Source organism: Psychrobacter sp. S4(2024) (assembly GCF_036861305.1).
In the GTDB taxonomy this organism is placed as follows: domain Bacteria; phylum Pseudomonadota; class Gammaproteobacteria; order Pseudomonadales; family Moraxellaceae; genus Psychrobacter; species Psychrobacter cryohalolentis.
In genome coordinates, this window is sequence record NZ_JAZAQR010000002.1 from 394,625 (window position 1) to 420,347 (window position 25,723).

Below are 25,723 nucleotides of genomic sequence, written 5' to 3' on the forward strand. Positions count from 1 at the left end.
ATGATTGACGCCGTTCACACCTACTACTACAACCCCTTCAAGTATGGAAGTCACATTGTATCATTCTACAACTCATTGGAAGAAGTAGAGCAAAACATATTACTACTTCCACTTATTATACCGATATGTAGTCATCCTGAACTGTCTAAAAAGTTAGATACGGTGAGATTATCTGGCAAAAGTCGTTCAACCTTTTTTACCAAGTTCGATAATCCCAAAGAATTTTATGATTTACAAGAGCGATTTGACGCTTTAAAACGTTTATCTGCACAAAGCTTAAGTTATTGCATAGTTAATGATTGGATGACTGTTGACGAATCTTCTTTAAGAATTATCGCTAACGAAAACTACGATAAAAAACAAATACATAAGCAGGCTACAAATTTAGGAAAATTATTTAGTGGTTTATCCATTACTGAAATTTATAAAGGATTGAGGGTGAACCCATGAGATCAATGATTTATGAAATAGGTATAATAGATGATAGTGATAAAAAACATCCAGTTTATTTTAAAGCTGGACTAAATATTGTCACAGGAGCATCTTCAACAGGTAAAAGTGCGTTAATCGAAATATTCGACTATTGCTTAGGAAGCTCGGAAGACACTATTCCTGAAGGTGTAATTACTGACAACGCTCAAATTTACTATGTTTGTATGGCAATCTCGAATCAAATATATGTTTTCGGTAGAAAACCTAAAAGTAATAGGGTTTATACTAGAACTATAGAGAAACATAGAAAAAGTATAATCAATATAGAATTTTTCGAAGATAGGTTTGCTATCAGTAAATTCAAGGAGTATATGAGAAATGAGCTTTTAGATATAGATAGCATTGACGAATCTACAATAGATACATTTTATAAAGGCCAAAAAGAGAGTCGCCCAACAATACGTAGTTATATGTCGTTCTTACTTCAACATCAAAATTTAATAGCAAATAAGCACGCTTTATTCTATCGGTTTGATCAAAAAGAAAAGCGTGAACAAGTTATTAAACATACTAAGTTTTTTTTAGGATTTGTAAACCAAGACTATTTTCTACAGATGAAAAATAAAGAAGCTATTGAGATAGAAATAAAGAAACTAAAAAAAGAGAAAGAAGTGCTTAATTATTACAAGGAAAAGCAAGAGCTAGAGCTAGAGCCCGAACTGAAAAACATGTATGCACTGATGAGGTTTCCTAAAGAACCTATTAAATTGAAAAGTATTATATCTAACCCTGTAGAAAGTAAAAATAGACTTCATGTCATATTGCATCCTGATAACTTTGACTCTTCATCAGATATATTCCATCAGCGTTATGTAGCTATTTCAGAATCTCATGCCGAAAAAATTGTTGAACTAAACCATACAAAGAATAAAATAACTTCAATTAAAAACTCATTAAATCAAGAGGATAAATTACTAACCTCAGAAAAACTTGTTGATCAAGAAGCGGTTAAAGTTTTTGATGCCACCTGTCCTTTATGTGAGACTAAGCATAGCGAGTTACCTAAATCGGCTATACAGCTTAAAACAGCGATTGAAAAACTTAACCAAACACTTAGACTAACAGAAAAAATGCGCGCTCCTCTTCAGACACTATTAGCAGATACTGAAAGACACGCTGAAAAACTTACTAAACAGGTTAAAAGCTTACAAGCAGAAAAGAAGGAACTTGAAAGTATTAATGAAGTGATTAGAGAAAGAAAAGATTTTTCCGAAGCAATATATAATCAGAAATACAAGCTATTTAGTATTATTGACTTAATTAACCCTTCTAGTGATACCAAAATTGATTCGCAACTTATAGAGCTTAGGAAAGACTTGCAAGCTATAACAGGCGCGCTTAAAAAATATAATATTAATAACTTTATAGAAGAAGCGGAGAAAACCATAAATGAATATATGTATGATATCGGCAATGAGTTTGACTTCGAAAAAACTTATGATCCAATAAATTTGAAATTCTCTTTGAATAGTTTTGACTTGTACCATGATGATACTGATAAGAATAAAAAAATATACTTGAGGTCAATGGGTAGTGGTGCTAATTGGTTATATACTCATTTAACATTATTTCTTTCATTACATAAATATTTTGTCTCTTTAGGCGAAGACTGCTTAATCCCTTCTATATTATTCTTAGACCAACCAACTCAAGTTTATTTCCCAAATTTTAGCCGTGACACGAAGGAGAACTTCTCAACAGAAGATATTAAAAGGGTTGAAGGACTAGAAGATAAAAAGCTTGACGAAGATATGAAATCTGTTACAAATATCTTCAATCAACTAAATAGCTATTGTATTTCTCTGAATGAAGAGTTTGGATTTTCACCTCAAATAATTGTAACTGACCATGTAGATAACTTAGCTCTTGAGAACGGTGACTTTGAATCGTTGGTAAATGGAAATAGGTGGAGAACTAGAAAACTTATGAATTTCTAATAGTGCATTTGAGTTAAATGGTAGGCGCGGTTTAGCCCCGACTGTAGCGGTATCCTGCTGGTTTGGGCGAGTTGCGGTGGCTAGAGATTGAGGTGGTGTCGAGGCAACAGCAACATCTCAACTTGTGTCACCGCCTCGCCCAGACTGGCAGATACAAGCGTAAGGCGGGATTAGCTCCCCTACTTCTTAAAAACCCAAACCCCAAATACAAAAAAGGTGAGCCGAAGCCCACCTTTTTTTATGTTTAAAACAATGATTTAAAACAGCTTAACCTATATCTTAACGCAACCAAGCGCGAGCGTTACGGAACATACGCATCCACGCGCCGTCCTCGTCCCACTCTTCTGGCTTCCAGCTATGATTGTAGGCACGTAGCGTACGCTCAGGGTGCGGCATCATGATGGTGACGCGACCGTCGGTGCTACATAGACCCGTGACACCGCCGAGCGAACCGTTTGGATTGAGAGGATAGGTCTCGGTTGGATGACCTTGGCTATCGACGAAGCGCATGGCGAGCTGACCGTGTTTTGCCATACCGTCGATCTCGGTGTTGTCCAGCGTGGCATAGCCTTCACCGTGCGCGACAGCGATTGGTAAAATACTATCTTGCATGCCTTTGAACAGGATAGATTTGGTACGCTCGACTTTGACGTTGACCGTACGCGCTTCAAAACGAGCCGATTTATTAGCGATGAAGCGTGGGAAGTTTTCCGCGCCTGGGATGAGGTCTTTTAACTGTGCCATCATCTGACAACCGTTACAGACACCAAGTGAGAAGGTATCAGGACGGGCAAAGAAGCGCACAAACTGCATGCGCAGCTCATCATGGAACAAGATAGAGTTCGCCCAGCCAGAGCCAGCGCCCAGTACATCACCATAACTAAAGCCACCACAAGCGACCAGACCATCGAAGTCACGTAGATTAATGCGACCTTCTAGCAGGTCGCTCATGTGGACGTCGACTGCTTCAAACCCGGCTTGGGTAAAGCCTGCTGCCATTTCTGTCTGACCGTTGACGCCTTGCTCACGCAGGATAGCGACTCTTGGTTTAGTTTCACGGCTGTTTAAGTATGGTTCTTCAACCTTTTGATTGAGGTCAAAGTTTGGTGCAGCGATAAGACCTTTATGGTTAGCGTCGCTAATCAAGTCATACTCTTGCTGTACGCATGCTGGGTTGTCACGGCGACGCGCGATTTGATAGCTAACCTGAGTCCACGCTTGCTGCAATTCAGTACGGCTAAAGCGTAGGGTGTCATCACCCATGAGCGTTGGCGTTTGGATAAGCAGACTGTCTTCTTCTGAGCTTTGACCAACGAGGCTCAGCATATCACTGACATTAAATTCTTCTGCCATTTGCATTAACGCAGCGACATTTTCTGGTAATACTTGAATGACTGCGCCCAACTCTTCACTGAACAATTGACCGAGTAAATTATCATCGGTCAATGACAGCTTGATACCTTGACGGCTGGTGAATTGCATTTCAGCGATAGTTGCTAGCAGACCGCCATCACCGATATCGTGATAAGCACTGATGACGCCTTGCGCGTTGCCTGCTTGGATAAAGTTAAAGAAGTCGACCAAGTCACTTGGTTGCCCTAAATCCGGGCAGTCATTACCTAATTGGCTAAGCGTTTGCGCAAGGATTGAACCGCCGAGACGCAATTGTCCTTTAGACAAATCAATACGATAAAACGCGCTATCACCATTAATAAGCTCAGGCGTTAAAGTTTTTGCAACATCAACAACAGGAGCAAAAGCAGTAATGACCAAGCTCATTGGCGAAACGACTGATTTGTCTGTGCTGCCGTTCTCGTCTTCGTCCGTCCAATTAGCACGCATCGATAGCGAGTCTTTACCGACTGGAATGGCGATACCCAATGCAGGACACAGTTCTTCACCAACGGTATAGACCGCATCAAATAATGCGGCGTCTTCTGCATCATCACCGCACGCTGCCATCCAGTTTGCCGACATCGTGATATCAGATAACTGAGTAATACGTGCGCCAGCAATGTTAGTAATCGCTTCACCAACCGCCAAACGAGCAGAAGCTTTTGGACTGATAAGCGCAACAGGCGTACGTTCGCCAACGCTCATCGCTTCACCGCTCATGGGCTGACCATCTAACGCAATCAGGCCTGAAGCAGTAACGGCGCAATCTGAGATGGGCACTTGGTAGCGACCTACATACTGATCACGCACAACCATACCCGTGATAGAGCGGTCACCAATGCTAATAAGGAATGATTTACTAGCGACAGTTGGATGACGTAGCACGTCTTTGATTGATTCGGCCAGATTGACTTCGCCTAACTCTAAAGCTGGCAAGGTAATTTCTTGACGCTCAAAACTACGCTTCATCTGTGGTGTACCACCAAGCAATACTTGCATCGGCATATCGACTGGTTGCTCAGGCAGTAATTCGTCATTCACGACGAGCTGACGTACTTCAGTGGCTTCACCTAAGATGGCATACGGGCAGCGCTCACGCGCACAGATCGCATCGAACTGCGCTTTGCTCTCAGGGCGAATCGCTAGCACATAACGCTCTTGCGCTTCATTTGACCAGATTGCCATTGGCGACATGCCCGCTTCTAGCGACGGAATTTTACGTAGATTTAATACCGCGCCCATCTCATGGTCATTGACCAATTCTGGCATCGCATTAGACAGACCGCCAGCACCCACGTCATGCAATGAGACGATTGGGTTGCCATCTTTACCATTATTACTTGCATCAACGTCATTACCCGCAAGCGCCCAGCAGCGATCCATCACTTCTTGACAGCGACGCTCCATCTCAGCGTTATCACGCTGTACAGAAGCAAAGTCCAAGCCTTCATCAAGTGAGCCACTATCGACCGAAGATGCTGCGCCGCCGCCTAAACCAATTTGCATCGCAGGACCACCAAGGACAATCAGTAAATCGCCTTGCTGAATGGCATTTTTTTCAATGAGGTTGCGTTTGATATTGCCGTAACCACCTGCCAGCATGATGGGCTTATGATAGCCGCGCATTTGGCTGCCGTCTTTTGCCGCTGAAGTATCCAATTGGAAACTACGGAAATAACCGCAAAGATTCGGGCGACCAAATTCGTTAGAGAAGTTGGCACTGCCTAATGGTGCTTCCGTCATAATTTCAAGACTAGTTGCCATACGATCCGGCGTACCATAATCCTGCGTACTTAATTGACCTGACTGCTCCCATTTTTCAACCATTTCTGGGATATGTAAATGTGACACATGGAAACCTGTTAAACCTGCTTTTGGTTTACCGCCACGTCCGGTTGCGCCTTCGTCACGAATCTCACCGCCTGCACCCGTTGCTGCACCCGCATAAGGGGCAATAGCGGTTGGATGGTTATGCGTTTCGACTTTCATTAAGATGTCGATTTCTTCTTGATGGAAATCATAAGGATGCGCAGAATTTACGTCCATAGCATTGGTAGGAATCGGGTAAAAACGCATCCCTTTAGAGCCTGCCATCACTGCGGCGTTGTCTTTATAAGCAGACAAGATGCCTTGCGGATTGGCTTTATAAGTATTCTTAATCATTTGGAACAGTGACTTTGGCTGTACTGCGCCGTCAACCGTCCATTCAGCATTAAAGATTTTATGACGGCAATGCTCTGAGTTGGCCTGTGCAAACATCATCAGCTCAACGTCCGTTGGATTACGCTTGAGTTCATTGACGTAAGCATTCATCAGATAGTCGATATCTTCGCTCGATAACGCAAAACCAAATTCTTCATTTGCCGACTCAAGCGCCGATTGACCTTGTCCAATCACATCAATATGATTGAGTGATGCTGGTTGTCCATCGTCAAACAGTTTATTGACGTCATTTAAATCATAGACCAAGCTTTGCGTCATGCGGTCAAATAATAGTTGCTCAGCGGCTTTAGGTAGCGTTGCATTCACTTCGCCGTCTGCTTTTCCATCGACGGTTAGCGTATAGACAATGACACGCTCAACACGATTAATGGCAATTTCACAGTTATTAAAGATATCGGTCGCTTTACTTGCCCATGGCGATATCGTACCAAAACGTGGACTAACGATAACTTGTAGTTGATTGCTATTTGGGGCTTCAAGGACAGTGCCACTGTCGACAGCAAGTAAGTCTAGTGCTTTTTTATGCTCATCACCTTCGAGTTCTCGTGATAACACATACACTTGCTGGGTATGAATTTGGCTGACATTTAGCTCGGTTTTTTGCTGAAACTGACTGATGAGTTGCTGCGTCTGAAAATCGGTAAGAAACGGTTGTCCGGCGATGGTCATCATAAAGGCATATTCCATAGGATATAGGCAATAACAGGCATCTCTGCCATGCTAAGTAAATGGTTCGCGTATTATAACAAGAAGCCCTGTAATAAGCAGGACAAAACCAAGATAAATTGCCGATTGCTTCGGTAATATTATACTAAAGCATTGAGCAAATATTGACGATTTGCTATCAAAACAGCAAGGCTGAGGGCACAGCGTCACAATTTTTACCTAAAGCTTATAATCCTTACAAACCCTCACATCGCCTTACGGGCAACCTATATAAATAGCCCAGCAGAAATCGCTATTCTAGATAGCAGTTCTTGACGAGCTAGTTTTTATAAAGCCAGTTTTTATAAAATAAACGCTTTGTCTACACTAGCCTCTTAATAATTATTTCTCTAACAACTATAAATTCATAATTTATTTACAATAATGAAAAAGGATATCCACCATGAGTAACCAAGAGCATCTCGATAAAATCCAAGCCGTCATCAAAGACGTGAAATTTGCCATGATGAGTACCAGCAATAAAAAAGGCGATATTCATGCGTGGCCAATGACCACAAGTGAAGTCAACCTTGATAATAAAGAGATCTGGTTTATCGGCGATAAAAAATCAGATGTCGTCAAAGATATTCAGGATGATGCAAGAATCGGGCTGACTTATGCCACTCAAGATGAAAAGAACTTTGTTTCTATCAGTGCTAACGCTGAATTACCGACAGACAAAGCCAAATTGGACGAGCTATGGTCGCCAGTTTATAATGCCTTTTTTGAGCATGGTAAAGAAGATGAAAACGTACAATTGATCAAAGTAGTTCCTCATGGTGCAGAATGCTGGCTTAGTGGTAGTACAGTGGTGAACATGTTTAAGATGGCAGCGGCAGCCGTACAAGACGGCAAAACTGCTGAAGATATGGGCGAGACCTTTTCCGTTTCTTTATAATTTATCATTAAACTATTAAATAGATAAAAAAAATTTATCATAAAAAACGCCAGTAGCTGATGCAACTGGCATTTTTTATTGACTGGGCTTTATAGTTTTAGAATAAAGTATAAGATTTAACCGCTATCTACTTAGCCACCTTTTACCCACTTTGCTTTAAATACGGCCACGCAGCTTTAAGATAAATCATCATCGACCATAACGTTAGAATCACTGCCGCTACCATCAATACATAGCCGATAGTTTCAAGCGATTCCCAATTTAACAAAAGCACCGTAATCGCTATCATCTGAAAGGTGGTTTTGAGCTTACCTACATAAGACACCGCTACACTGGTACTTTTACCCAGTTCTGCCATCCATTCACGCAATGCCGATACGGCGATTTCACGCGAGATAATCACAATTGCTGCTATCGCCATGATGATATTGGGATGCCATTGCACTAATATAATCAGCGCGGCTGCTACCATCAGCTTATCAGCGACTGGGTCTAAAAATCGGCCAAAGGCTGATACCACATTGAGCTTACGAGCAAAATAGCCATCGAGCCAATCAGTAATAGCGGCAAGAATAAAGACACCTGTTAATAACAAGTGACGCAATAGACTGTCGCTAAAGTCACTCATACCAACCTTTGCAATCACGTTGTCAGAGATTGCTGGCATGCCGATCCCCATAGCAGGTGGCCAATAGGCAATCGCAACAAATAGCGGAATCATCAAGATACGCGCAATCGTCAGGTTATTGGGCAAATTAAAAATACTTTTGTTATTCTGCGTACTTGACGGCTCCTGCGGATGCAAATGCGTGCTCTCAGTCATGGCAAACCCAGTTTAATATTGACCTAATAATGACGGATAGCTTAGCATTTTTCAGCCAAGTCGTCATGCCCTCTATGTAGGTATCGTTGATGCCAAGCGTATATTTTTCTAATCGAGCAATTTTTATCCTAGATGTGGCGTATTTAGCCATTTTAATGAGTGATAGCTGATTTTTATCACTGTTTTTTATCGCTAGTTCCAGGCAAAAATATCGCTATTCTATTGTATGCTTAGATACATCCATACATATACCGTCTAAAACGTAATAACATGTAAGCAAGCTTAGGAAAATAGCTGAATGTCGGTTATTATGAGCCGATGATATCGATACACTTGTACACTAAAAATTGTAAGCAGATGTAAGAGTTTCTTGAACTGTCTCTTTTCAACCAAATATAAATAATAAGAACAACACCTAGTAATAATAATAAATTTGTATCAATTTATTTGTGGCTCATGATTTTTCATTTGATCGCATGATAAGTTTTCCTCAGTCCACGGTATCTCCTCCGTGGGCTCTTTTTTTGTCCGCTATTTAGTCGTTTTATTCGCTGGATGTCCTTTATACATTGCCTCGCAGTATTTTTATTGGTTTCTACAGCTTTTCTTTTGACTTAAACGGCTCAGAGAATTGCAAGATCAAAAAACCAACCACAGACAAGATAATCGCAATTTCATAACGCCCATAAGCAACTGAAATACCAATAGCACCGGTATTCCAAAGGCTGGCTGCCGTTGCTGTGCCTTTTGAGCCTTGTTCGTTCTTAAATATCGCGCCGCCACCGATAAAACCCATGCCAGTGATAATCGCATACATGATTCTCGCCTCACCAGTCGCATCATAAATATCCATACCAACGAGCATAAAAGCACAGGAAGCAATGGTCACTAAAGGAAAGGTCCTAAGCCCTGCGCCGTTGTCTTTCATCTCGCGGTTGAGTGCAATCGGTAAGGAAAGAATAAAGGCAATTCCTAATTGAAAAAAATGAAATTGCATTAGCTCCATATCGATATCAAATCCAGACATAGCGTTCTACCTCCTCTTATAGCGATAAACGTTTTAATTTTTAGTGTTGGTTATGAGCTTGTTTACCGTTTTAAAAAATACACTTTCAGTCATCGTTTTTAACTGATTTGGTCAGCGCAGATTTTTGCTACGGTTTGTTTTGCCATCTGATAGCAGCTTTCGATGTTACCTTGTCCACACCAGTCGCCACTGACAATCCATTGACGCGGCTCATCAACTAAAATACCAAACTCTGTATTATCAAGCTGTTTAAGAGTTGCAGCATAACGCCAGCGATGACAATCGATTTGGCTTGGCGTACTATTTTCATCCCAACTCAACGCTTGCTTTGCTGCTTGTAGCAAGGTTGCTTTTACAGTTTCTATATCGTCATCGACATGCTGCTCCGACCAATCGTTGCGAGCGTGAATAGTGATACTGGGTAATAGACTGCTATGGTCAGGTTTTTGATGTTCAATAAAGATACGATCGAGCACCGAATCCTGCACATAAGCCACATCCCATAAAGGGGGTGACGTGTTTAATGCAGGAGGTAAAAGCTGCTCTTTATCCCACCCAAGCATCAAGGTATAACAGGCCTGCATCTGTGTTTCGCTAATTTTTGCAAGCTCTTCAAAATTGCTATCCGCCATCAGCTCTACAGCTTGACCATTGGGCGCTGTACAAATTACCCAATCATAGCTGCCAAGGCTGTTGCCATTCTCATCAAACAGCTCAGTTTTGTTATTAGCCTCATTTTGTTCTACAAAATCTTCTTTGCGTAATGGCGCCACACGAGTTTTAAAGTTTATAGTTGTATGCTCTAGTTCATCAGCCAAGACACGACCCCAACTGGTCATTTTGGGCGTGCTGATATAACGCGCTTGGGTACTGCTCCATTGCTCCTTGGCTTGTATGTCAGCATTCTGAGCGGCATCGTCAGAAGGTATTAAGTCCACCACATTGGCATACCATGGCTGTAATAAATCACTTTGTAGCCATGGTTTGATAAACTGCTGAAAGTCAGCACTTTTGGCAGTAAAAAACTGCGCGCCAAATGCCCATTGCCAGTTTTTATGCGTTGCGCTGTCCGTGCGATATCGCGTTGCTAAACGACCAACGCTACGGGATTTCTCAAGAATAACAATGTTTGGTACGATCGACTGGTTTTTAAAATTAGCATTGTCTTGAGTAAACGCGCGCTCCAATAACGTAGCCGTAAATAAGCCAGTCAAACCCCCGCCAATAATAGCAATTTTCGGTATGGATTGTTCAGTCGTATGCAAAGCAGAATCAGTCATAATGACAATAAACCTTATAAAATATTTAGCAAAATAGTAAGTAGTCAGGTGAAAGTAAGGGGGTTATTCTAAAAAATATTGAACCTCTAAAGCCTGCTAATATAGTTAATCCATTTTTAAAAGGGTACAGAACTACTAGGGTTAATTATTTGCAGCCTCTGTCTGCGCAGGCACAGCAAGCAAAAAAAATTAACCCCAATAGTACTTTATAATGTTTGTATTTCTTCTATTTAGGACCGACTATATCCATGATATTTCGGTAAAAAGCCATGCTACTTTTATAGCATGGCTTTTTACCTCAGCTTCCAATCATTTTTAAGCATTGACCCTATTCAAATTTTATTGATATTGAACAATCAATGTGATTTTGCCCGTTCAGTTTTGACCACTTCGACTAGCTCATTGATGACTGAGCTATCAGCTAGGGTAGATAAATCACCAAGTCCAACATACTGTCCTGCCGCTAGACTACGCAAAATACGGCGCATGATTTTACCAGAGCGGGTTTTAGGTAGTACATTAACCATATAGATGGCATCTAAATTTGCAATTGGACCAATCTCAGAGCGCACATGGCGGTTTAACTCCGATTTTAGTGATTCAGTTGCCGTTTCACTCGACTTTAAGATAACAAAAGCGCAAATTCCCATGCCACGTATGTCGTGCGGCATTCCTACAACAGCTGCCTCTGCCGTCGCTGGGTGTGCGACTATCGAGCTTTCAATCTCTGCGGTGCCCAGTCGATGTCCTGATACATTGAGCACATCGTCGACACGTCCAGTAATCCAATAGTGACCATCTTCATCACGCTGTACCCCATCACCGGTAAAATAATAGCCAGGATACTCGGTAAAATACGTCGCTAAAAAGCGCGCGTGGTCTTGATAAATGGTACGCATCTGACCGGGCCAACTACTATTAATCACCAAATTACCCTCAGCAGCACCTTCAAGCGCAACACCATCAGTATCAATGACTTCAGGGACGATACCATATAACGGATTCATCGCCGCGCCCGGCTTCATCGCGACCGTCCCCGGTATTGGCGCGAGCATAATACCGCCAGTTTCTGTCTGCCACCAAGTATCGACAACCGGACACTTGCTGCCACCGACGACATGATAGTACCAGTCCCACGCTTCAGGATTAATTGGTTCCCCAACTGTCCCAAGTAAGCGCAGACTTGAGCGATCCGATTCACGTACAAAGGTATCGCCCTCTTTCATCATAGCTCTGATAGCAGTCGGTGCAGTATACAAGACAGTAATTTGGTGCTTATCGATGATATGCCCAATGCGTGCCCATGTCGGATACTCTGGCACGCCCTCAAACATAACGGTCGTGGTGCCATTAGCAAGCGGTGCATAAGTGGCGTAGGTATGACCCGTCACCCAACCGACGTCTGCGGTACACCAATATACATCATCCTCTTTAATATCAAAAACATCACGAAACGTGGACAGCGCATAAGTGATATAGCCACCTGTGGTGTGCAACACGCCTTTAGGCTTGCCTGTTGAACCTGAGGTATATAATAAAAACAGCGGGTCTTCTGCATTCATCACTTCAGGTTCGCAGTGCTGCGACTCACCATCGACCAAGCTGTGATACCAGATATCACGGCGACCACTCATCGGTACTGAATTGCCTGTACGATGGACGACGATGACATTACTGACACTGTCAGTGCCATCCATATCTAGCGCGCGATCGACATTAGCCTTGAGTGGCGTACGCTTGTTACCACGAATACCTTCATCAGCGGTAATGACCAGCTTAGACTGACTATCAATGATACGATTACCCAAGCTCTCAGCGGAAAAACCGCCAAAGACCACCGAATGCACGGCGCCAATACGCGTACACGCCAGCATGGCAACCATCGCTTCCGGTATCATCGGCATATATAAGGTAACGCGGTCGCCCTTTTTGACCCCAAGCTTGCGCATGGCATTACCTAAGCGACAAACGGCTTCATGCAGTTCTTTAAATGATATGATTTTATGCAAGGAAGGATGATCGCCTTCCCAAATAATGGCAGGCTTATAGGGATTATTTCTGACGTGGCGATCCAGACAGTTGACTGAAATATTCAGCTCGCCATCCTCAAACCATTTAATGCGAAAGTCTTCTAAGTCGTAACTGACATCGCTGATTTTGGTGGGCTTTTTTATCCAATCAATCAGCTCGGCACGCTCCACCCAAAAGGCATCTGTCGCCTCAGCTGATGCAATCGATTGCTTATATTGTTCAGCATACTGCTCGGCGGTGATATTGGCTGCGGCGAGGAATTCAGGCGCAATGGGAAATGATTTTTGAGTCATGAGCTTCATCCTTTTCTAATTATTATGACCTGTAGCAAACATCGCTGATAGCGAGGATTGGCACAGGCAATAAGGGTCATCTTCCATAATGGTGACACTCAAAGACAGTTTGACAAATATGCCGAATGGTTGCAAGGCATCAACCACTAATCACAACAATTGTATAGCACGCCAGTATGTTTAACAGTGCAGATTCTATGGCAGATATTTTTTACCGCTCTTTTTTGAAAATGCAGTTGCGACAATGCTATTTAATCCTTGTAACCTGTTATAAAACATGGACAATAGCAACCTGATATTAAGCGCTATAATTGATATCGCCATTCTTTATATGACAATAGGCTCTATAAGACTTATTTGCACTTTTAAAATCAGGAACTACCGACCATGGACAAGCACCGTACTGCCTCACAATACTCGCATTATGATGTCATCATCATTGGTGCTGGTGCGTCAGGGCTATATTGCGCATTAACCGCCGGTCGCCGTGGTCGACGCGTATTGGTACTTGACCACGCCAATAAAGCCGGCAAAAAAATCCTCATGTCTGGTGGCGGGCGCTGTAACTTTACCAATTACTTCGTTGAGCCTGAGCATTTTATCGGTAGTAACCCGCATTTTTGTAAATCAGCGCTTAGTCGATATCCGAGTTGGGAGTTTATCGCTATGGTTGAGCAGCATAAAATACCCTACCATGAGCGCGAGCATGGTCAGCTATTTTGCGATGATTCGGCGCAAGATATCTTGACGATGCTGCTCGATGAATGTGCCGCTGTCGGTGTACAAGTCAAGCTCAACACTCAAGTCGACAGCGTGCAAGCACTCGAAAACGATAAAAAATCCCGCTTTCAATTATTGACCAGTAAAGTGCTGAGCAAAAAAGACAAACAAGAACAAAAAGATTCAGCACATCAAACCAAGCTTGTGCAAGCGGACTTTCGCTGTGAGTCATTGGTCGTGGCAACAGGCGGATTATCTATCCCGACGATGGGTGCAAGCGGTTTAGGTTATGAACTAGCACAGCAATTTAATCATACGCTTATATCAACCGATGCCAGCTTGGTACCTTTTACTTTTACTGATAAAACTGGTGAGTTGATTCGTACGCTTGCTGGTATTAGTCTCCCTGTGATTGCCAGCAATGATCGCATCTCATTTAAATTGCCACTGCTATTTACCCATCGTGGACTCTCTGGTCCTGCCATGTTGCAGCTGTCCAACTACTGGCAGACAGGCGAAACCATCAGTATCAACCTGCTCCCCGATATCGATATGACCGCTCTATTCCTTGCCCATAAAAAATCACATCCAAGACAGCTTATCCGTACGGTATTGGCTGATTATACAGATAATGCCTTACCCAAAAAATTGCTTGCGGCGCTACAAACGACTCTTTGGGATGACATTAAAGACAAAGAACTTGCCAATATTAAAGATGAGCGTTTAATTGAACTTGGTGAAACACTTAATGGTTGGCAGCTAAAACCTTCTGGCACCGAAGGCTATCGCACTGCTGAGGTCACGCGCGGCGGCATCAAGACTGATGAAGTCTCATCAAAGACCATGCAAAGTAATTATCAAGATGGTCTGTATTTTATTGGTGAAGTGCTGGATGTCACAGGCTGGCTCGGTGGTTATAACTTCCAATGGGCGTGGGCAAGTGGTTTTGTCTGCGGTGAGGTTGTCTGATACCGACTGGTTTTTCTAATATCTAAACACCACTTATAGTTGAAATACTTTAAAGTCGCTACAGTATTGCTGGTGTAAATTTTTTGCAGCCTCTGTCTGCGTAGGCACAGCAAGCAAGAAAAATTTGCACCAGCAGTACGTGTTGTATCGATATTACTTTTCACCGACTATATCTAAACGCCACTTGATATGAGAAAAATACCAATAGCACCATCAAAAAAGCCACCTTGCTAATCATAGCAAGGTGGCTTTTTTATTGACCGTCAAACCATTATGCTTGGTTTAAAAACGGATAATCGGTATAGCCTTTTGTGCCGCCACCATAAAAGCTCTCTGGATGTTGTTCATTTAGCGGCGCGCCTTCACGAATACGCTCAGCCAAATCAGGATTGGCGATATAATCACGGCCAAACGCCACGGCATCGATATAGCCTGACTTGATGTTTCTTTCAGCCTTTTCCGCTGTATAACCACCTGCGGCAATGATTGTCTGATCAAAGGCATCGCGAACACGCTGACGGAACGCATCACTATAAGGCGTTCCACCTGCCCAATCAGGCTCAGATAAATGCAAATACATAATAGCGCGTTGATTGATTTGTTCAATCAGCCAAATGTTTTCATCTTCGTTATATCCAGCTTCCACATTATTAAACGTACCAAGCGGTGAAATACGAATACCGACATGGTCCGCATCCCATGCGTCGACACAAGCATCAATCACAGCCAGCATCAAGCGCGCACGGTTCTCACGGCTACCGCCATATTCATCAGTGCGCTGATTGGTATGCTCAGCCCAAAATTGATGTAATAGATAGCCATGTGCACCATGAATTTCCACTCCATCAAAACCCGCCTCTTTAGCGTTTTTGGTCGCAAGACCGAAATCAGCAATAACTTGCTCTATCTCTTCCAGTGTCGCAGGACGCGGTGTGGTCGCTTCAACTCGAATGGCTTGGTTGTTGCTATCGCGCAGTGAAGTACGTACTCCCACATGAACATCGGAGGCAGAGATCGGCGCCTTACCGTCAGGCTGAACACTTTCGTGTGCTACAAGACCAGTGTGCCAGAGCTGTACTACTATCTTGCCGCCTTTTGCATGGACATTGTCGACAATGGTTTTCCACGCTGTCGTCTGATCTTCGGTGTGGATACCAGGCGCGCCTGCATAGCCTTTTGCCTGAAAAGAAACCTGTGTCGCTTCAGCAATGACAAGCCCAGAACCGCTACGCTGTGAGTAATACTCGCCAGCAAGCGCTGTAGGGACATCACCGGGCTCGACAGAGCGCAAGCGCGTCAAAGGTGCCATAATGATGCGATTTTTTAGGGTTTGAGTGCCCATTTTGACGGGTTCGAATAAATTATCATGTGCCATAAAAAGCCTTATTTACTGTTATAAAAATACGGTTATAGAATTTGTTAATGATGAATAATTCACACTTAATATTACGTCCAAAACGCATTAAGCACGCTATTCATAAGCCGTGTTCTTTATAAGGCGTAGATACGGTAATTCCAAGGAAAAATTACAAACAAAAATATCAATATGGCATGATATCGGTATTGATAATACTCATTATTCAAAGCCTCTTATTAACATATTAAGCGAATGACTTTAATCAGATTGGCTGATTATTTCATTAAGCCTTTATCCAGCGGATGGCAACAGACAATCAAGATATCTTTTGGAGCGCTGCTGCCCATTACCACTACTTTTGAAGAGCTGGTCGAATAGGCGGTATTTTGGGAAGATTATGGGCAACGTTATCCCAATGGCTACGCGGTAAAAGACGCCAAATTTTTATTGGATGTATATCGCAATGCGATTTTCTTCGATTTGGCGTACCGATGGTGACGATAGAGAGTGCTTAGAAGAGCTATTTTGCCAAAATAAACGTGTCGAAGGCTAAATCTAAAGCATTCAAAATATGGATCATTTTTATTTAACCGTTAACCAAATACATTAGCCACAAAAAAAACCTGATTTTACACAGGTTTTTTTACATGAAATTTAAAAACAGTAAATATTTTATGACTTTAGCATCTTTTTGAAAGACAAATTCAAAGACAAATAAGTACCAAATAATATCACCATAGAGCCGATAATCGCGGGCGTATCCAATGCCTCTCCAAGCAGCAAATAGCCTAAAATAATGGCAAAAATCGGAATCACCAAAGTAATACTGGTTGCTCGTACCGGACCGATACTTTTAATCAACTGATTCATAAAAATTAGCGCGATGGCAGTCGAAAATACGCCGATACAAATGACAGAAATCCAAGCGGTGAGACTGATGCTCTTACCATAAGGAAACTCATAAACCGCCACAGGCAACATAATCACACTGGCAATGATAAGCGAGCCTGCGGTAATCGCTACTGGAGAGACATTTTCCAAGTAATTTCGAGTGATATTTGCCCCAAGCGCGTAGCCAACACAGGCCAGTAATGCGTAGCCCATCGGCAATAACCCAGAACCTGACCCAGCGCCCTGCCCGCCAAATAAGTTCTCGCTCATTAGAATCATCACGCCGATCACACCGATGACCAAACCGAGAATTTGCTTTTTTGACAGTCTGTCTTTAAAAAATACACTGGCAATAAAGCCGCTTATCATTGGCACAGATGCATTAAGCACTGCCAATACGCCAGCGTTTACCGAGCGCGCTGAAAATGCAAACAAGATAAAGGGCACTGCTGCGGAGAACAGCCCAACCAACGTTAATACTTTCCAATTTTCACGAATGCCTACTCTGTTTTTCTTTTTTAGTATTACAAAAACCAACATCGTCAGTCCAGCCAAGACCACACGTAGGCTGGCAAAAGCTAACGAGCCAAACTCAGGCACGCCAATACGATAAAAAATGAAAGACAGCGACCACATAAAAGATAAGGTGATAAAAATAATGAGGTCGCGGTTAGACATGAGATGATCCTATCGAGCATTAGACAGTAAAAAAACCTCGATGATAACTGGTTAAGCGCTCAATAGGTATTGTATTTTCTGTACTTATCACAGATTTATTTTATAAATCCACCTTATCCAAAATAAAATCGATGTCTTTATCGCCACGCCCTGACAAATTGACCAAAATCGTCTCAGCCGCTGACATATCTTTGGCTATTTTCATGGCATAAGCGATGGCATGTGCCGACTCTAAGGCAGGAATAATACCCTCAAGGCGTGATAATGCCATAAACGCTTCTAAACATTCTGCATCAGTCGCTGACTCATAGGTCGCGAGCTCTAAATCTCGCAGGTGCGAATGCTGTGGTCCAACCCCTGGATAATCAAGACCGGAGGCAATCGAATGTACAGGAGCTGGCTCACCTTTTTCATCGAGCAGTACATAGCATTTAAAACCGTGAATCTCGCCTTTCACGCCCAGTGACATCGTCGCCGCATGGTTAGGGGTATCCAAGCCTTCGCCTGCTGGTTCCACGCCAATTTTTTCTACATCTTTATCATCAAAAAAGCCACTAAACATGCCAATAGCATTAGAGCCGCCGCCAACACAAGCGACCACCTTATTAGGCAGCTTACCCGTCGTCGCTAAGAACTGCGCCCGTGCTTCATGTCCGACCACTGACTGAAAGTAGCTGACCATTTCAGGATATGGCGCTGGTCCCAATGCCGAGCCAATCGCAAACATACTGGTATCAAGCTCATTCAAATAAGTCTCAAAAGCGCTATCGACTGCTTCTTTTAGCGTTCCTGCGCCGCGTGAGACTGGCACGATATTGGCACCCAAAATCTTCATCCGGCTGACGTTTGGATGTTCTTTTTTAATATCGACCACACCCATGTGAATCTCACACTCCATACCCATCAAGGCTGCTGCCGTTGCCAATGCGACGCCATGTTGCCCCGCGCCCGTTTCGGCAATCACCTTGGTTTTGCCTAATTTTTTGGCTAATAACACTTCACCCAAACAGTGATTAATCTTATGCGCGCCCGTATGGTTTAAATCTTCACGTTTAAAATAAATCTGCGCGCCGCCGCAATGCTGGGTCAAACGCTGCGCATGATAAATGGGACTTGGACGACCAACATAAGTCTCGCGTAAGCGCTTCATCTCTTTGATAAAGTCGTCGTCTTTGATGATTTCACGAAAACCTATTTCGATTTCTGTCATGGCTTTGGCAAGCTCAGGATGAGCAATTTTGCCACCAAACTCACCATATAGACCCTCGCTATTCGGCAAGATGGACTGATGTAAACCGTAGCCAGTGGCAGTATTTTTCGTTGTCATAGTTAAGCCTTATTATTTTAAATTAATTACTACTATTGTTGTCTTTGCCGAATTATTTAGCGTTTTTAATGATAAGAATGTTTTAATGTATTTGCGTTCTAGTACATTGAAACAAGATAATAAGCGAAATTCCCTATTTGGTCAAGTTTACGCCTTACTATAAAAATAATTGACTAAGTAACTGGCTGAGTCATTGGCTAAAAACTGATAAGAATAATCGATGAATGAAAGCCCGATTTATCTATAAGTATTACAGCAATCGTGCGACTGAAATAATAACGCAACCTATGTTTGCTAATATGATGCTCGCTTGGCTAAGCGCACCTTTGCGGTCGAAAGCGAATAGTATTCAATATGAGCTTTTTTAGCTTAAATCTTAACACTAGGACATACCATGCAACGACGCCAACTGATTAAAGCCATGGGTTTAAGCTTAGGCGCTATCAGCACCTCCGCTGCGGTGAGTGGCTGCCAAACGCTTGCCAAGCAGCCAAAACTACCAAGCACCATCACCCAAGCTGGACACTTTCCCAATATCATCGTCGGTAGTGGTTACGGCGGCGCGGTATCTGCACTACGATTAAGCGAAAAAGGTCATAAAGTATTGATACTTGAGATGGGTATGCGCTGGGATAGAATGCCCGAACATAATACCTTTTGCAAAATGATTAGCGCCGATAAACGCTCAAGCTGGTTTAGCAATATGCCAAACGCCCCTATCCCGATTCCAATTCCTATCAGAAAATATCCTGGGGTGTTGGATTTAATCGAATACGACGATATGAAAGTATTCGCAGGGCGTGCTTATGGCGGCGGCTCCATCGTCAATGGCGCGATTGCCATTCAGCCAAGACGCGCGCACTTTGAAGCAGTGTTCCCATGGATTGATGCTGATGAGATGTACGATACTTATTTTCCCCGTGCCATGAAAAATCTGAAAGTCAGTAAAATCCCTGAATCGTTTTTTAATGAGTCCGAGCATTACGAATTTACTCGTTCAGCTGAACGCCAAGCCGAAAAAGCTGGACTTAAAACGGAATTCTTCGGTAACAGTTACGACTTTGATTATATGCAACGTGAGGCCAAAGGCGAAGTCTATAAGTCAGGATTGGGCGGCGAAGTCATCTACGGCAATAACGCTGGCAAGTTCTCACTAGACTTAACCTACCTAAAAGACGCTGAAGCCACAGGCAATGTCACGGTCAAAACCTTGCGCAAAGTTAATACTATTCAAGCGCTCGATAACGACCAACTGCGCTTAGAAGTTCATGTTATCAATATGACGGGCGGCATCGATAAAATTGAGCATTACACTTGCGATAAGCTCTTCCTTAATGCGGGCAGTACGGGAACCTCAGAGCTGCTACTCAGAAGCCAAGCGGAAGGCAAGCTTAAGCATCTAAACGAGCATATCGGTCAGCACTGGGGGCCAAACGGCAACATCATGACAGGGCGCAATTTCGTCCACGCTGCTGGCACCACTCAATCTACCATTCCGGTCAAAGGTATCAATATGTGGGACGGCGATAGAGACGGTTCAAAATACAAAATCTTTGCCGAGCTCGCACCATTGCCATTGGGACTTGAGACTTGGACGACGTTATATCTTGCTATCACGGATAATCCCGAACGCGGCAATTATTACTATGATAAAACCACAAAAACCGTCAAACTTAACTGGAAACGTGAGCAAAATGAGTACTCGGTAAACGCTGCTAAAGAGCTGATCGAAAAACTCGCCAAAGTAAATGGTGGCTCGACTTCAAGCCTGCTGTTCACCAAAGGCTTCGGCGATAACTTCTGCTATCACCCGCTAGGTGGCTGCGTACTTGGCAAAGCGACGGATCAAGTTGGGCGCGTCAAAGGGCATAAGAATATTTACGTACAAGATGGCGCGTTAATCCCCGGTAGCGCTGGCGTCAATCCGTATGTGTTTATCACGGGACTTGCTGAGCGTAATATGGCGAGTATTTTGAGGGAAGATTTTGGGTAGGGTGTTGAGGTTTATAAGTGAATGTTTAATATTTAAACTATGCGATGATGTATGATACTCCCATGCTATCCCACTTATGTTGGACCAAATATATTCCAAATATATAGAGATTTACTATGCCTAGTATAGACTTAGGGTCGTTAGATAATTTTTGGCTATTTATAGTCATAATGGGAACTTTAAAGTTCCTCTTTGAGCTAGCAAGAGTCTACAAGTCTTACCAAGAAAATAGATACTTTAGTCTTGATAAGGTTAAAGAAGCTTTCGAAACAGATAAAATTGATAACAAACTTAGAAAGCAACTAGTCGACACTTATGAAAAAGAAATATTTCATAAGGTTTACAGACTAAATATTAGCAAAGAAGCTCGGAATAAGATAATAGATATCTCTGATAGAGATGATGAAATTGAATGTACTACATTTAGAAAAGCGAACAAATATATTGATTATGACAGACACCACTTAACCTTAAAATATGGAAAAATATACCCCATTTTAAAATTAGTTAATAAATATTTAGCTTATTTTTATTATATGGTTTTTGTACTACTTATTGTAGGATTTTTAGTTCTTCTATTTGATTATGAACACTTATCAATATTTTATAAAAATATAGGTAGCCCTTATTTTCTTTTATTACTCAGTATTTATGCCTTTTTAGCATCATTCTTATGCATGAAAAAAGAAGTTGCTCTTGAAGCAGTAATAAAATTAAGGAATTATGCTCTATCATATCCAGACGATATAAAGATTATATATAGAGACTCTCGAATTAATAAGATTATAGATATTTTTCTAAATATATAAGCCGCACTTTAAATATTTTTTATGATTTGGAATACTATCTTCCTATCAATCCATGCTATCAATTGTCAACTTGGAGCGTGGTTTAACCTTAATAGTAGCGGTATCCTAACGCCGACGATAGCAATGCGGACTATGGCTTTCCAGAAAATCATAGATTCTCTCTTACGTCGGGGTAAGCGTCTCCCAGACACTTACTGCTTCCCTCCTCATATCGAGACAATAGGAACGCCACCAGACAAACTAGTTCGCACGCCATCGACAAGTTAGATACAAGCGGATAGCAGGATTAGCTACAGCAACTAATTATTCCTTCAAAAAGCTATAAATCACATTTTCCAGAATCTAATCAAAATACCCCGCTCTATCTAAATATTCAAATCCTAAAACCATCTTCCCTACCACACAGCCATTGAATTCCAACCACGCATCGGCAACAATGACAGTATCTATTGATAACACTCAATCTAGAATAATTATTCAAGAAAAAGGATAACTAATGAAACTGCGCATTTTAAAATCTGCCGTGACCAACCCTTGGTTTAATCTTGCGACCGAGGATTGGATATTTAATACGCTCGACCCAGACTCGCACACGCTATTCTTATGGCGCAATAGCGAGACCGTGGTCATTGGGCGCTCGCAAAACCCATGGGTAGAATGCAAAATCGATAAGATGGAAGCTGACGATGTGTTTTTGGCGCGGCGTCAGAGTGGCGGCGGTGCGGTATTTCATGACTTGGGCAATACCAACTTTACCTTTTTATCGCCCAAAGCCGACTACGACCAAGACGCGAACTTTACCATTATCATCAACGCACTAAAAAAATTGGGCATAGACGCAGATTTATCCGGTCGTAACGATATGCAAGTTGATGATAAGAAAATATCAGGCAGCGCTTTTAAACATGCGGCTGATCGCAGCTTTCATCATGGGACATTATTGGTCAATGCTGACATGCAAAAGCTGGGCAATTATCTTAATCCGCATCCATTAAAGCTAAAGGCAAAAGGCATCAAATCCGTCCGTGCGCGCGTTGCAAACTTGGTTGAGTTTAATGAAGACATCAATCACGAGACGTTATCTGAGGCGATTATCGAGGCGTTTTGTGAGTATTATGGCGACACTACGCCAGTAGAAGAATTGGATGAAGCCAGCCTCGCTAAGCAGCCGACGCTTAATAAATACTATCAGCAAATGGCAGATTGGGATTGGCGCTTTGGTAAGACGCCTGAATTCACCCATCACATTGAAACGCGCTTTGATTGGGGCATTATTGATTTGCATCTCGATGTGAAGCAAGCAGTGATACGTGAAGTGATCATCTTCTCTGATGCGCTAAACGTTGAGTTGATTGATCTGTTAAAAGAATCACTGGCAGATGTTAAGTACGACAAGCATGATATTAAAGCTAAGTTTGATGAGCTAAACAGAGCGCATCCTGATTTGGCGGCGCAGATTGACGATGTGTCGGAGTGGTTGCTGGGTGAGATGGAAGGTTAGATTTTCTACAAGAAAAATAGTAGGCAATTAATTACATTTTAGTGATTAATTGCTTGGTTAAGCAGATATAAAAAAACGGTAAGATAATTAATCTCACCGTTTCTATATTTCACCTAAACCATTCAAACTTTAAATTGCAGCCGCAACCTCAGCCCCATCACGAATCGCACGTTTAGCATCTAGCTCAGCCGCCAGCTTAGCACCACCGATAAGATGATACTGTGCATCTGGCGCATCGCCAACGTTTGGCATCAGCTCAACGACCGACTCTTGACCAGCACAGACGACGACGCTATCGACACGTAGTAACTGGCTTTGACCTTGGTTATTGGTGATCCAAATACCTTCATTGGTGATTTTATCGTACTTCGCACCTGATACTTGGATGACGCCGTGTGATTTGACATGGGCACGATGTACCCAGCCAGAGGTTTTATTGAGCCCACTACCCAAGCGACCTTTGGTACGCTGCATCAAGTACACTTGGCGGATAGGCTTAATGGCTTCAGGCTTGATTAGTCCGCCCTCGGTTTGATAGTCGGTATCAGAAGTTACGCCCCACTCTTCACGCCACTCGCTAACTGACTGCGCTTTTGGACGATAGCTTGGGTCTTTCAACAGCTCAGGACCTAGTTCATCAAGCGGCTGACCATGCTTAGCTGTGAGATATTCACTGACGTCAAAACCAATACCGCCAGCACCGATGACGGCGACAGTATCACCAACTGATTTTTCACCAGAGAGCAATTCAGCATAGCTCATCACTTGTGGCAAATCAGCCCCTTCCAGCTTACCTGCGAGACTTCTAGGCACCACACCAGTAGCAACGATGACATGATGGAATTTGGCTTTTTCTAGCATGGCTTTATCGACTTTGGTATTGAGTTTAATCTCAACACCTAAGTGCTCAAGCTCATTGATATAGTAGCGAATGGTCTCAAAGAATTCTTCTTTGCCAGGGATGACCTTGGCATAGTTAAACTGTCCGCCCAAGATATCTTTCGCTTCAAATAGCGTGACCTTATGACCACGTAGCGCGGCGACGTGAGCGGCTGACATACCAGCGACACCGCCACCGATGACGGCAACTTTTTTCGGTTTTTTGGTTTTCTTATACACCAATTCTGTCTCGTAACACGCTTGTGGATTGACCAGACAAGTCGAGCGTTTATTTTCAAAGGTATGATCGAGACAAGCTTGGTTACAGGCAATACAGGTATTAATACGATCTGCCTGACCATTTTTGGCTTTATTCACCCAATGGGCATCGGCTAAAAATGGACGCGCCATCTGAATCATATCTGCTTGACCACTGGCGACGATGTCTTCTGCCGTTTCTGGCATATTGATACGGTTGGCTGCCATCATTGGGATGCTGATGTGTTTTTTAATTTCAGCAGTGAAATCAACAAACGCCGCACGCGGTACGCTGGTGACAATCGTTGGTACGCGCGCTTCATGCCAGCCGATACCGGTATTCATGATGGTCACGCCAGCTTCTTCTAGCGCTTTGGCGACAGTGATGACTTCATCCATGACGTTACCGTCTTTGACCAAATCGATCACTGACAAGCGGAATAAGATAATAAAATCTTCACCGGCAGCTTCGCGTACGGCTTTGACCACGTCGACCGCAAACTTCATGCGATTTTGAATATCACCGCCATATTCATCAGTACGCTTATTCACATGACGGGATAAAAACTGATTCAGCAAATACCCTTCTGAGCCCATGATCTCGACACCATCATAACCCGCCTGCTTAGCAAGCTTTGCGCAACGGGCATAATCTTTTACCGTTTGTTCGATGTTTTTAATACTCATCTTACGCGGTTTAAATGGTGAGATTGGCGATTTAATCGGACTTGATGAGACTGCAAATGGATGATAGCCGTACCGACCACTGTGCAAGATTTGCATGATTATTTTGCTGTCATACTTATGCGCAGCACGGGTCACGCGTTGATGGTTAATAACGTCAGCACGCGTATTCATGGTGCCACCAGCAGGCAGTAACCACCCTTCACGATTGGGCGAAATACCGCCCGTAATCATCATCGCTACGCCGCCTTTGGCACGTTCGGCAAAATATGCTGCCAGTTTACCGTAGTTATAAAAACGGTCTTCAAGCCCCGTATGCATCGAACCCATCACCATGCGGTTTTTAAGCGTGGTAAAGCCCAAATCTAATGGCTCAAATAAATGCGGGTAGTGTGCATTAGTGCTGGTGGTCTCAATAGAAGTGGCAGTACGGCTGGCGGACATATCATTTTCCTTATGAATGGTTTATGAGAATATTTTTTAGGAATGCTTTGTAAGAGTGCTTATATTGCTCGTGCTATAGGATTTAGCGTTACGGTATCGTACCACACCG

Annotated in this window: 16 protein-coding genes; 7 read left to right on the forward strand and 9 right to left on the reverse strand. The window is 42.9% G+C overall.

The window, feature by feature from the left end:
- Together VLA57_RS06590 and VLA57_RS06595 are read left to right on the forward strand one after the other, a co-directional pair.
- Complete coding sequence (locus VLA57_RS06590; RefSeq protein WP_011512583.1) at positions 1-450, forward strand: three component ABC system middle component; 450 nt, start codon at positions 1-3, stop codon at positions 448-450.
- Complete coding sequence (locus VLA57_RS06595; RefSeq protein WP_333954662.1) at positions 447-2,429, forward strand: DUF3732 domain-containing protein; 1,983 nt, start codon at positions 447-449, stop codon at positions 2,427-2,429. The genes VLA57_RS06590 and VLA57_RS06595 overlap by 4 nt, the downstream gene beginning before the upstream one ends.
- A 279-nt stretch (positions 2,430-2,708) precedes the next feature.
- On the opposite strand, the gene purL is transcribed toward VLA57_RS06595, so the two are convergent.
- Positions 2,709-6,719, reverse strand: a complete 4,011-nt coding sequence (purL, locus tag VLA57_RS06600; RefSeq protein WP_333954663.1) for a phosphoribosylformylglycinamidine synthase — start codon at positions 6,717-6,719, stop codon at positions 2,709-2,711.
- A 436-nt stretch (positions 6,720-7,155) separates the two neighbouring features.
- Between purL and VLA57_RS06605 the strand changes: the two genes are divergently transcribed.
- Complete coding sequence (locus VLA57_RS06605) at positions 7,156-7,650, forward strand: pyridoxamine 5'-phosphate oxidase family protein (RefSeq protein ID WP_011512580.1); 495 nt, start codon at positions 7,156-7,158, stop codon at positions 7,648-7,650.
- Between the two features lie 142 nt (positions 7,651-7,792).
- Here the strand turns inward: VLA57_RS06605 and pgsA are convergent, their stop codons facing one another.
- The 4 genes from pgsA to acs all read right to left on the reverse strand — a co-directional run bounded on the left by pgsA (position 7,793) and on the right by acs (position 13,104).
- Positions 7,793-8,473 carry a CDP-diacylglycerol--glycerol-3-phosphate 3-phosphatidyltransferase gene (gene pgsA / locus VLA57_RS06610; RefSeq protein ID WP_011512579.1) on the reverse strand — a complete coding sequence of 227 codons (681 nt, stop codon included), beginning with the start codon at positions 8,471-8,473 and terminating at the stop codon, positions 7,793-7,795.
- A gap of 595 nt (positions 8,474-9,068) precedes the next feature.
- Positions 9,069-9,500, reverse strand: coding sequence for an MgtC/SapB family protein (locus VLA57_RS06615; protein WP_011512578.1), 432 nt, complete (start codon positions 9,498-9,500; stop codon positions 9,069-9,071).
- 98 nt (positions 9,501-9,598) lie between these two features.
- Entirely contained in the window at positions 9,599-10,780 is a 1,182-nt protein-coding gene (locus VLA57_RS06620) for an NAD(P)/FAD-dependent oxidoreductase (protein WP_333954664.1), read from the reverse strand.
- Positions 10,781-11,136: 356 nt separating this feature from the next.
- Entirely contained in the window at positions 11,137-13,104 is a 1,968-nt protein-coding gene (acs, locus tag VLA57_RS06625) for an acetate--CoA ligase (RefSeq protein ID WP_333954665.1), read from the reverse strand.
- A gap of 387 nt (positions 13,105-13,491) precedes the next feature.
- Here acs and VLA57_RS06630 point away from each other — a divergent pair, with 387 nt between their 5' ends.
- On the forward strand, positions 13,492-14,793 hold the full coding sequence (locus VLA57_RS06630; RefSeq protein WP_333954666.1) for an NAD(P)/FAD-dependent oxidoreductase: 1,302 nt from the start codon (positions 13,492-13,494) through the stop codon (positions 14,791-14,793).
- A 271-nt stretch (positions 14,794-15,064) separates the two neighbouring features.
- Here VLA57_RS06630 and VLA57_RS06635 read toward each other — a convergent pair whose 3' ends face one another.
- From VLA57_RS06635 to trpB, 3 genes are all read right to left on the reverse strand, one after another.
- Entirely contained in the window at positions 15,065-16,168 is a 1,104-nt protein-coding gene (locus VLA57_RS06635; RefSeq protein ID WP_333954667.1) for an alkene reductase, read from the reverse strand.
- Positions 16,169-16,822: 654 nt separating this feature from the next.
- Positions 16,823-17,719, reverse strand: a complete 897-nt coding sequence (locus VLA57_RS06640) for a DMT family transporter (RefSeq protein WP_333954668.1) — start codon at positions 17,717-17,719, stop codon at positions 16,823-16,825.
- Positions 17,720-17,819: 100 nt separating this feature from the next.
- Positions 17,820-19,046 (reverse strand): tryptophan synthase subunit beta, encoded by a 1,227-nt coding sequence (gene trpB / locus VLA57_RS06645; protein ID WP_333954669.1) that lies wholly within the window; start codon positions 19,044-19,046, stop codon positions 17,820-17,822.
- Between the two features lie 394 nt (positions 19,047-19,440).
- Between trpB and VLA57_RS06650 the strand changes: the two genes are divergently transcribed.
- From VLA57_RS06650 to VLA57_RS06660, 3 genes are all read left to right on the forward strand, one after another.
- Positions 19,441-21,039, forward strand: coding sequence for a GMC oxidoreductase (locus VLA57_RS06650; RefSeq protein ID WP_333954670.1), 1,599 nt, complete (start codon positions 19,441-19,443; stop codon positions 21,037-21,039).
- A gap of 116 nt (positions 21,040-21,155) precedes the next feature.
- Positions 21,156-21,848 (forward strand): hypothetical protein, encoded by a 693-nt coding sequence (locus VLA57_RS06655; protein WP_333954671.1) that lies wholly within the window; start codon positions 21,156-21,158, stop codon positions 21,846-21,848.
- 496 nt (positions 21,849-22,344) lie between these two features.
- The gene (locus tag VLA57_RS06660) at positions 22,345-23,349 is read left to right on the forward strand and encodes a lipoate--protein ligase (RefSeq protein ID WP_333954672.1); all 1,005 of its coding nucleotides are present in this window, start codon (positions 22,345-22,347) and stop codon (positions 23,347-23,349) included.
- 129 nt (positions 23,350-23,478) lie between these two features.
- Here VLA57_RS06660 and VLA57_RS06665 read toward each other — a convergent pair whose 3' ends face one another.
- Positions 23,479-25,614 (reverse strand): NADPH-dependent 2,4-dienoyl-CoA reductase, encoded by a 2,136-nt coding sequence (locus VLA57_RS06665; RefSeq protein WP_333954673.1) that lies wholly within the window; start codon positions 25,612-25,614, stop codon positions 23,479-23,481.
- Positions 25,615-25,723: the final 109 nt, after the last annotated feature.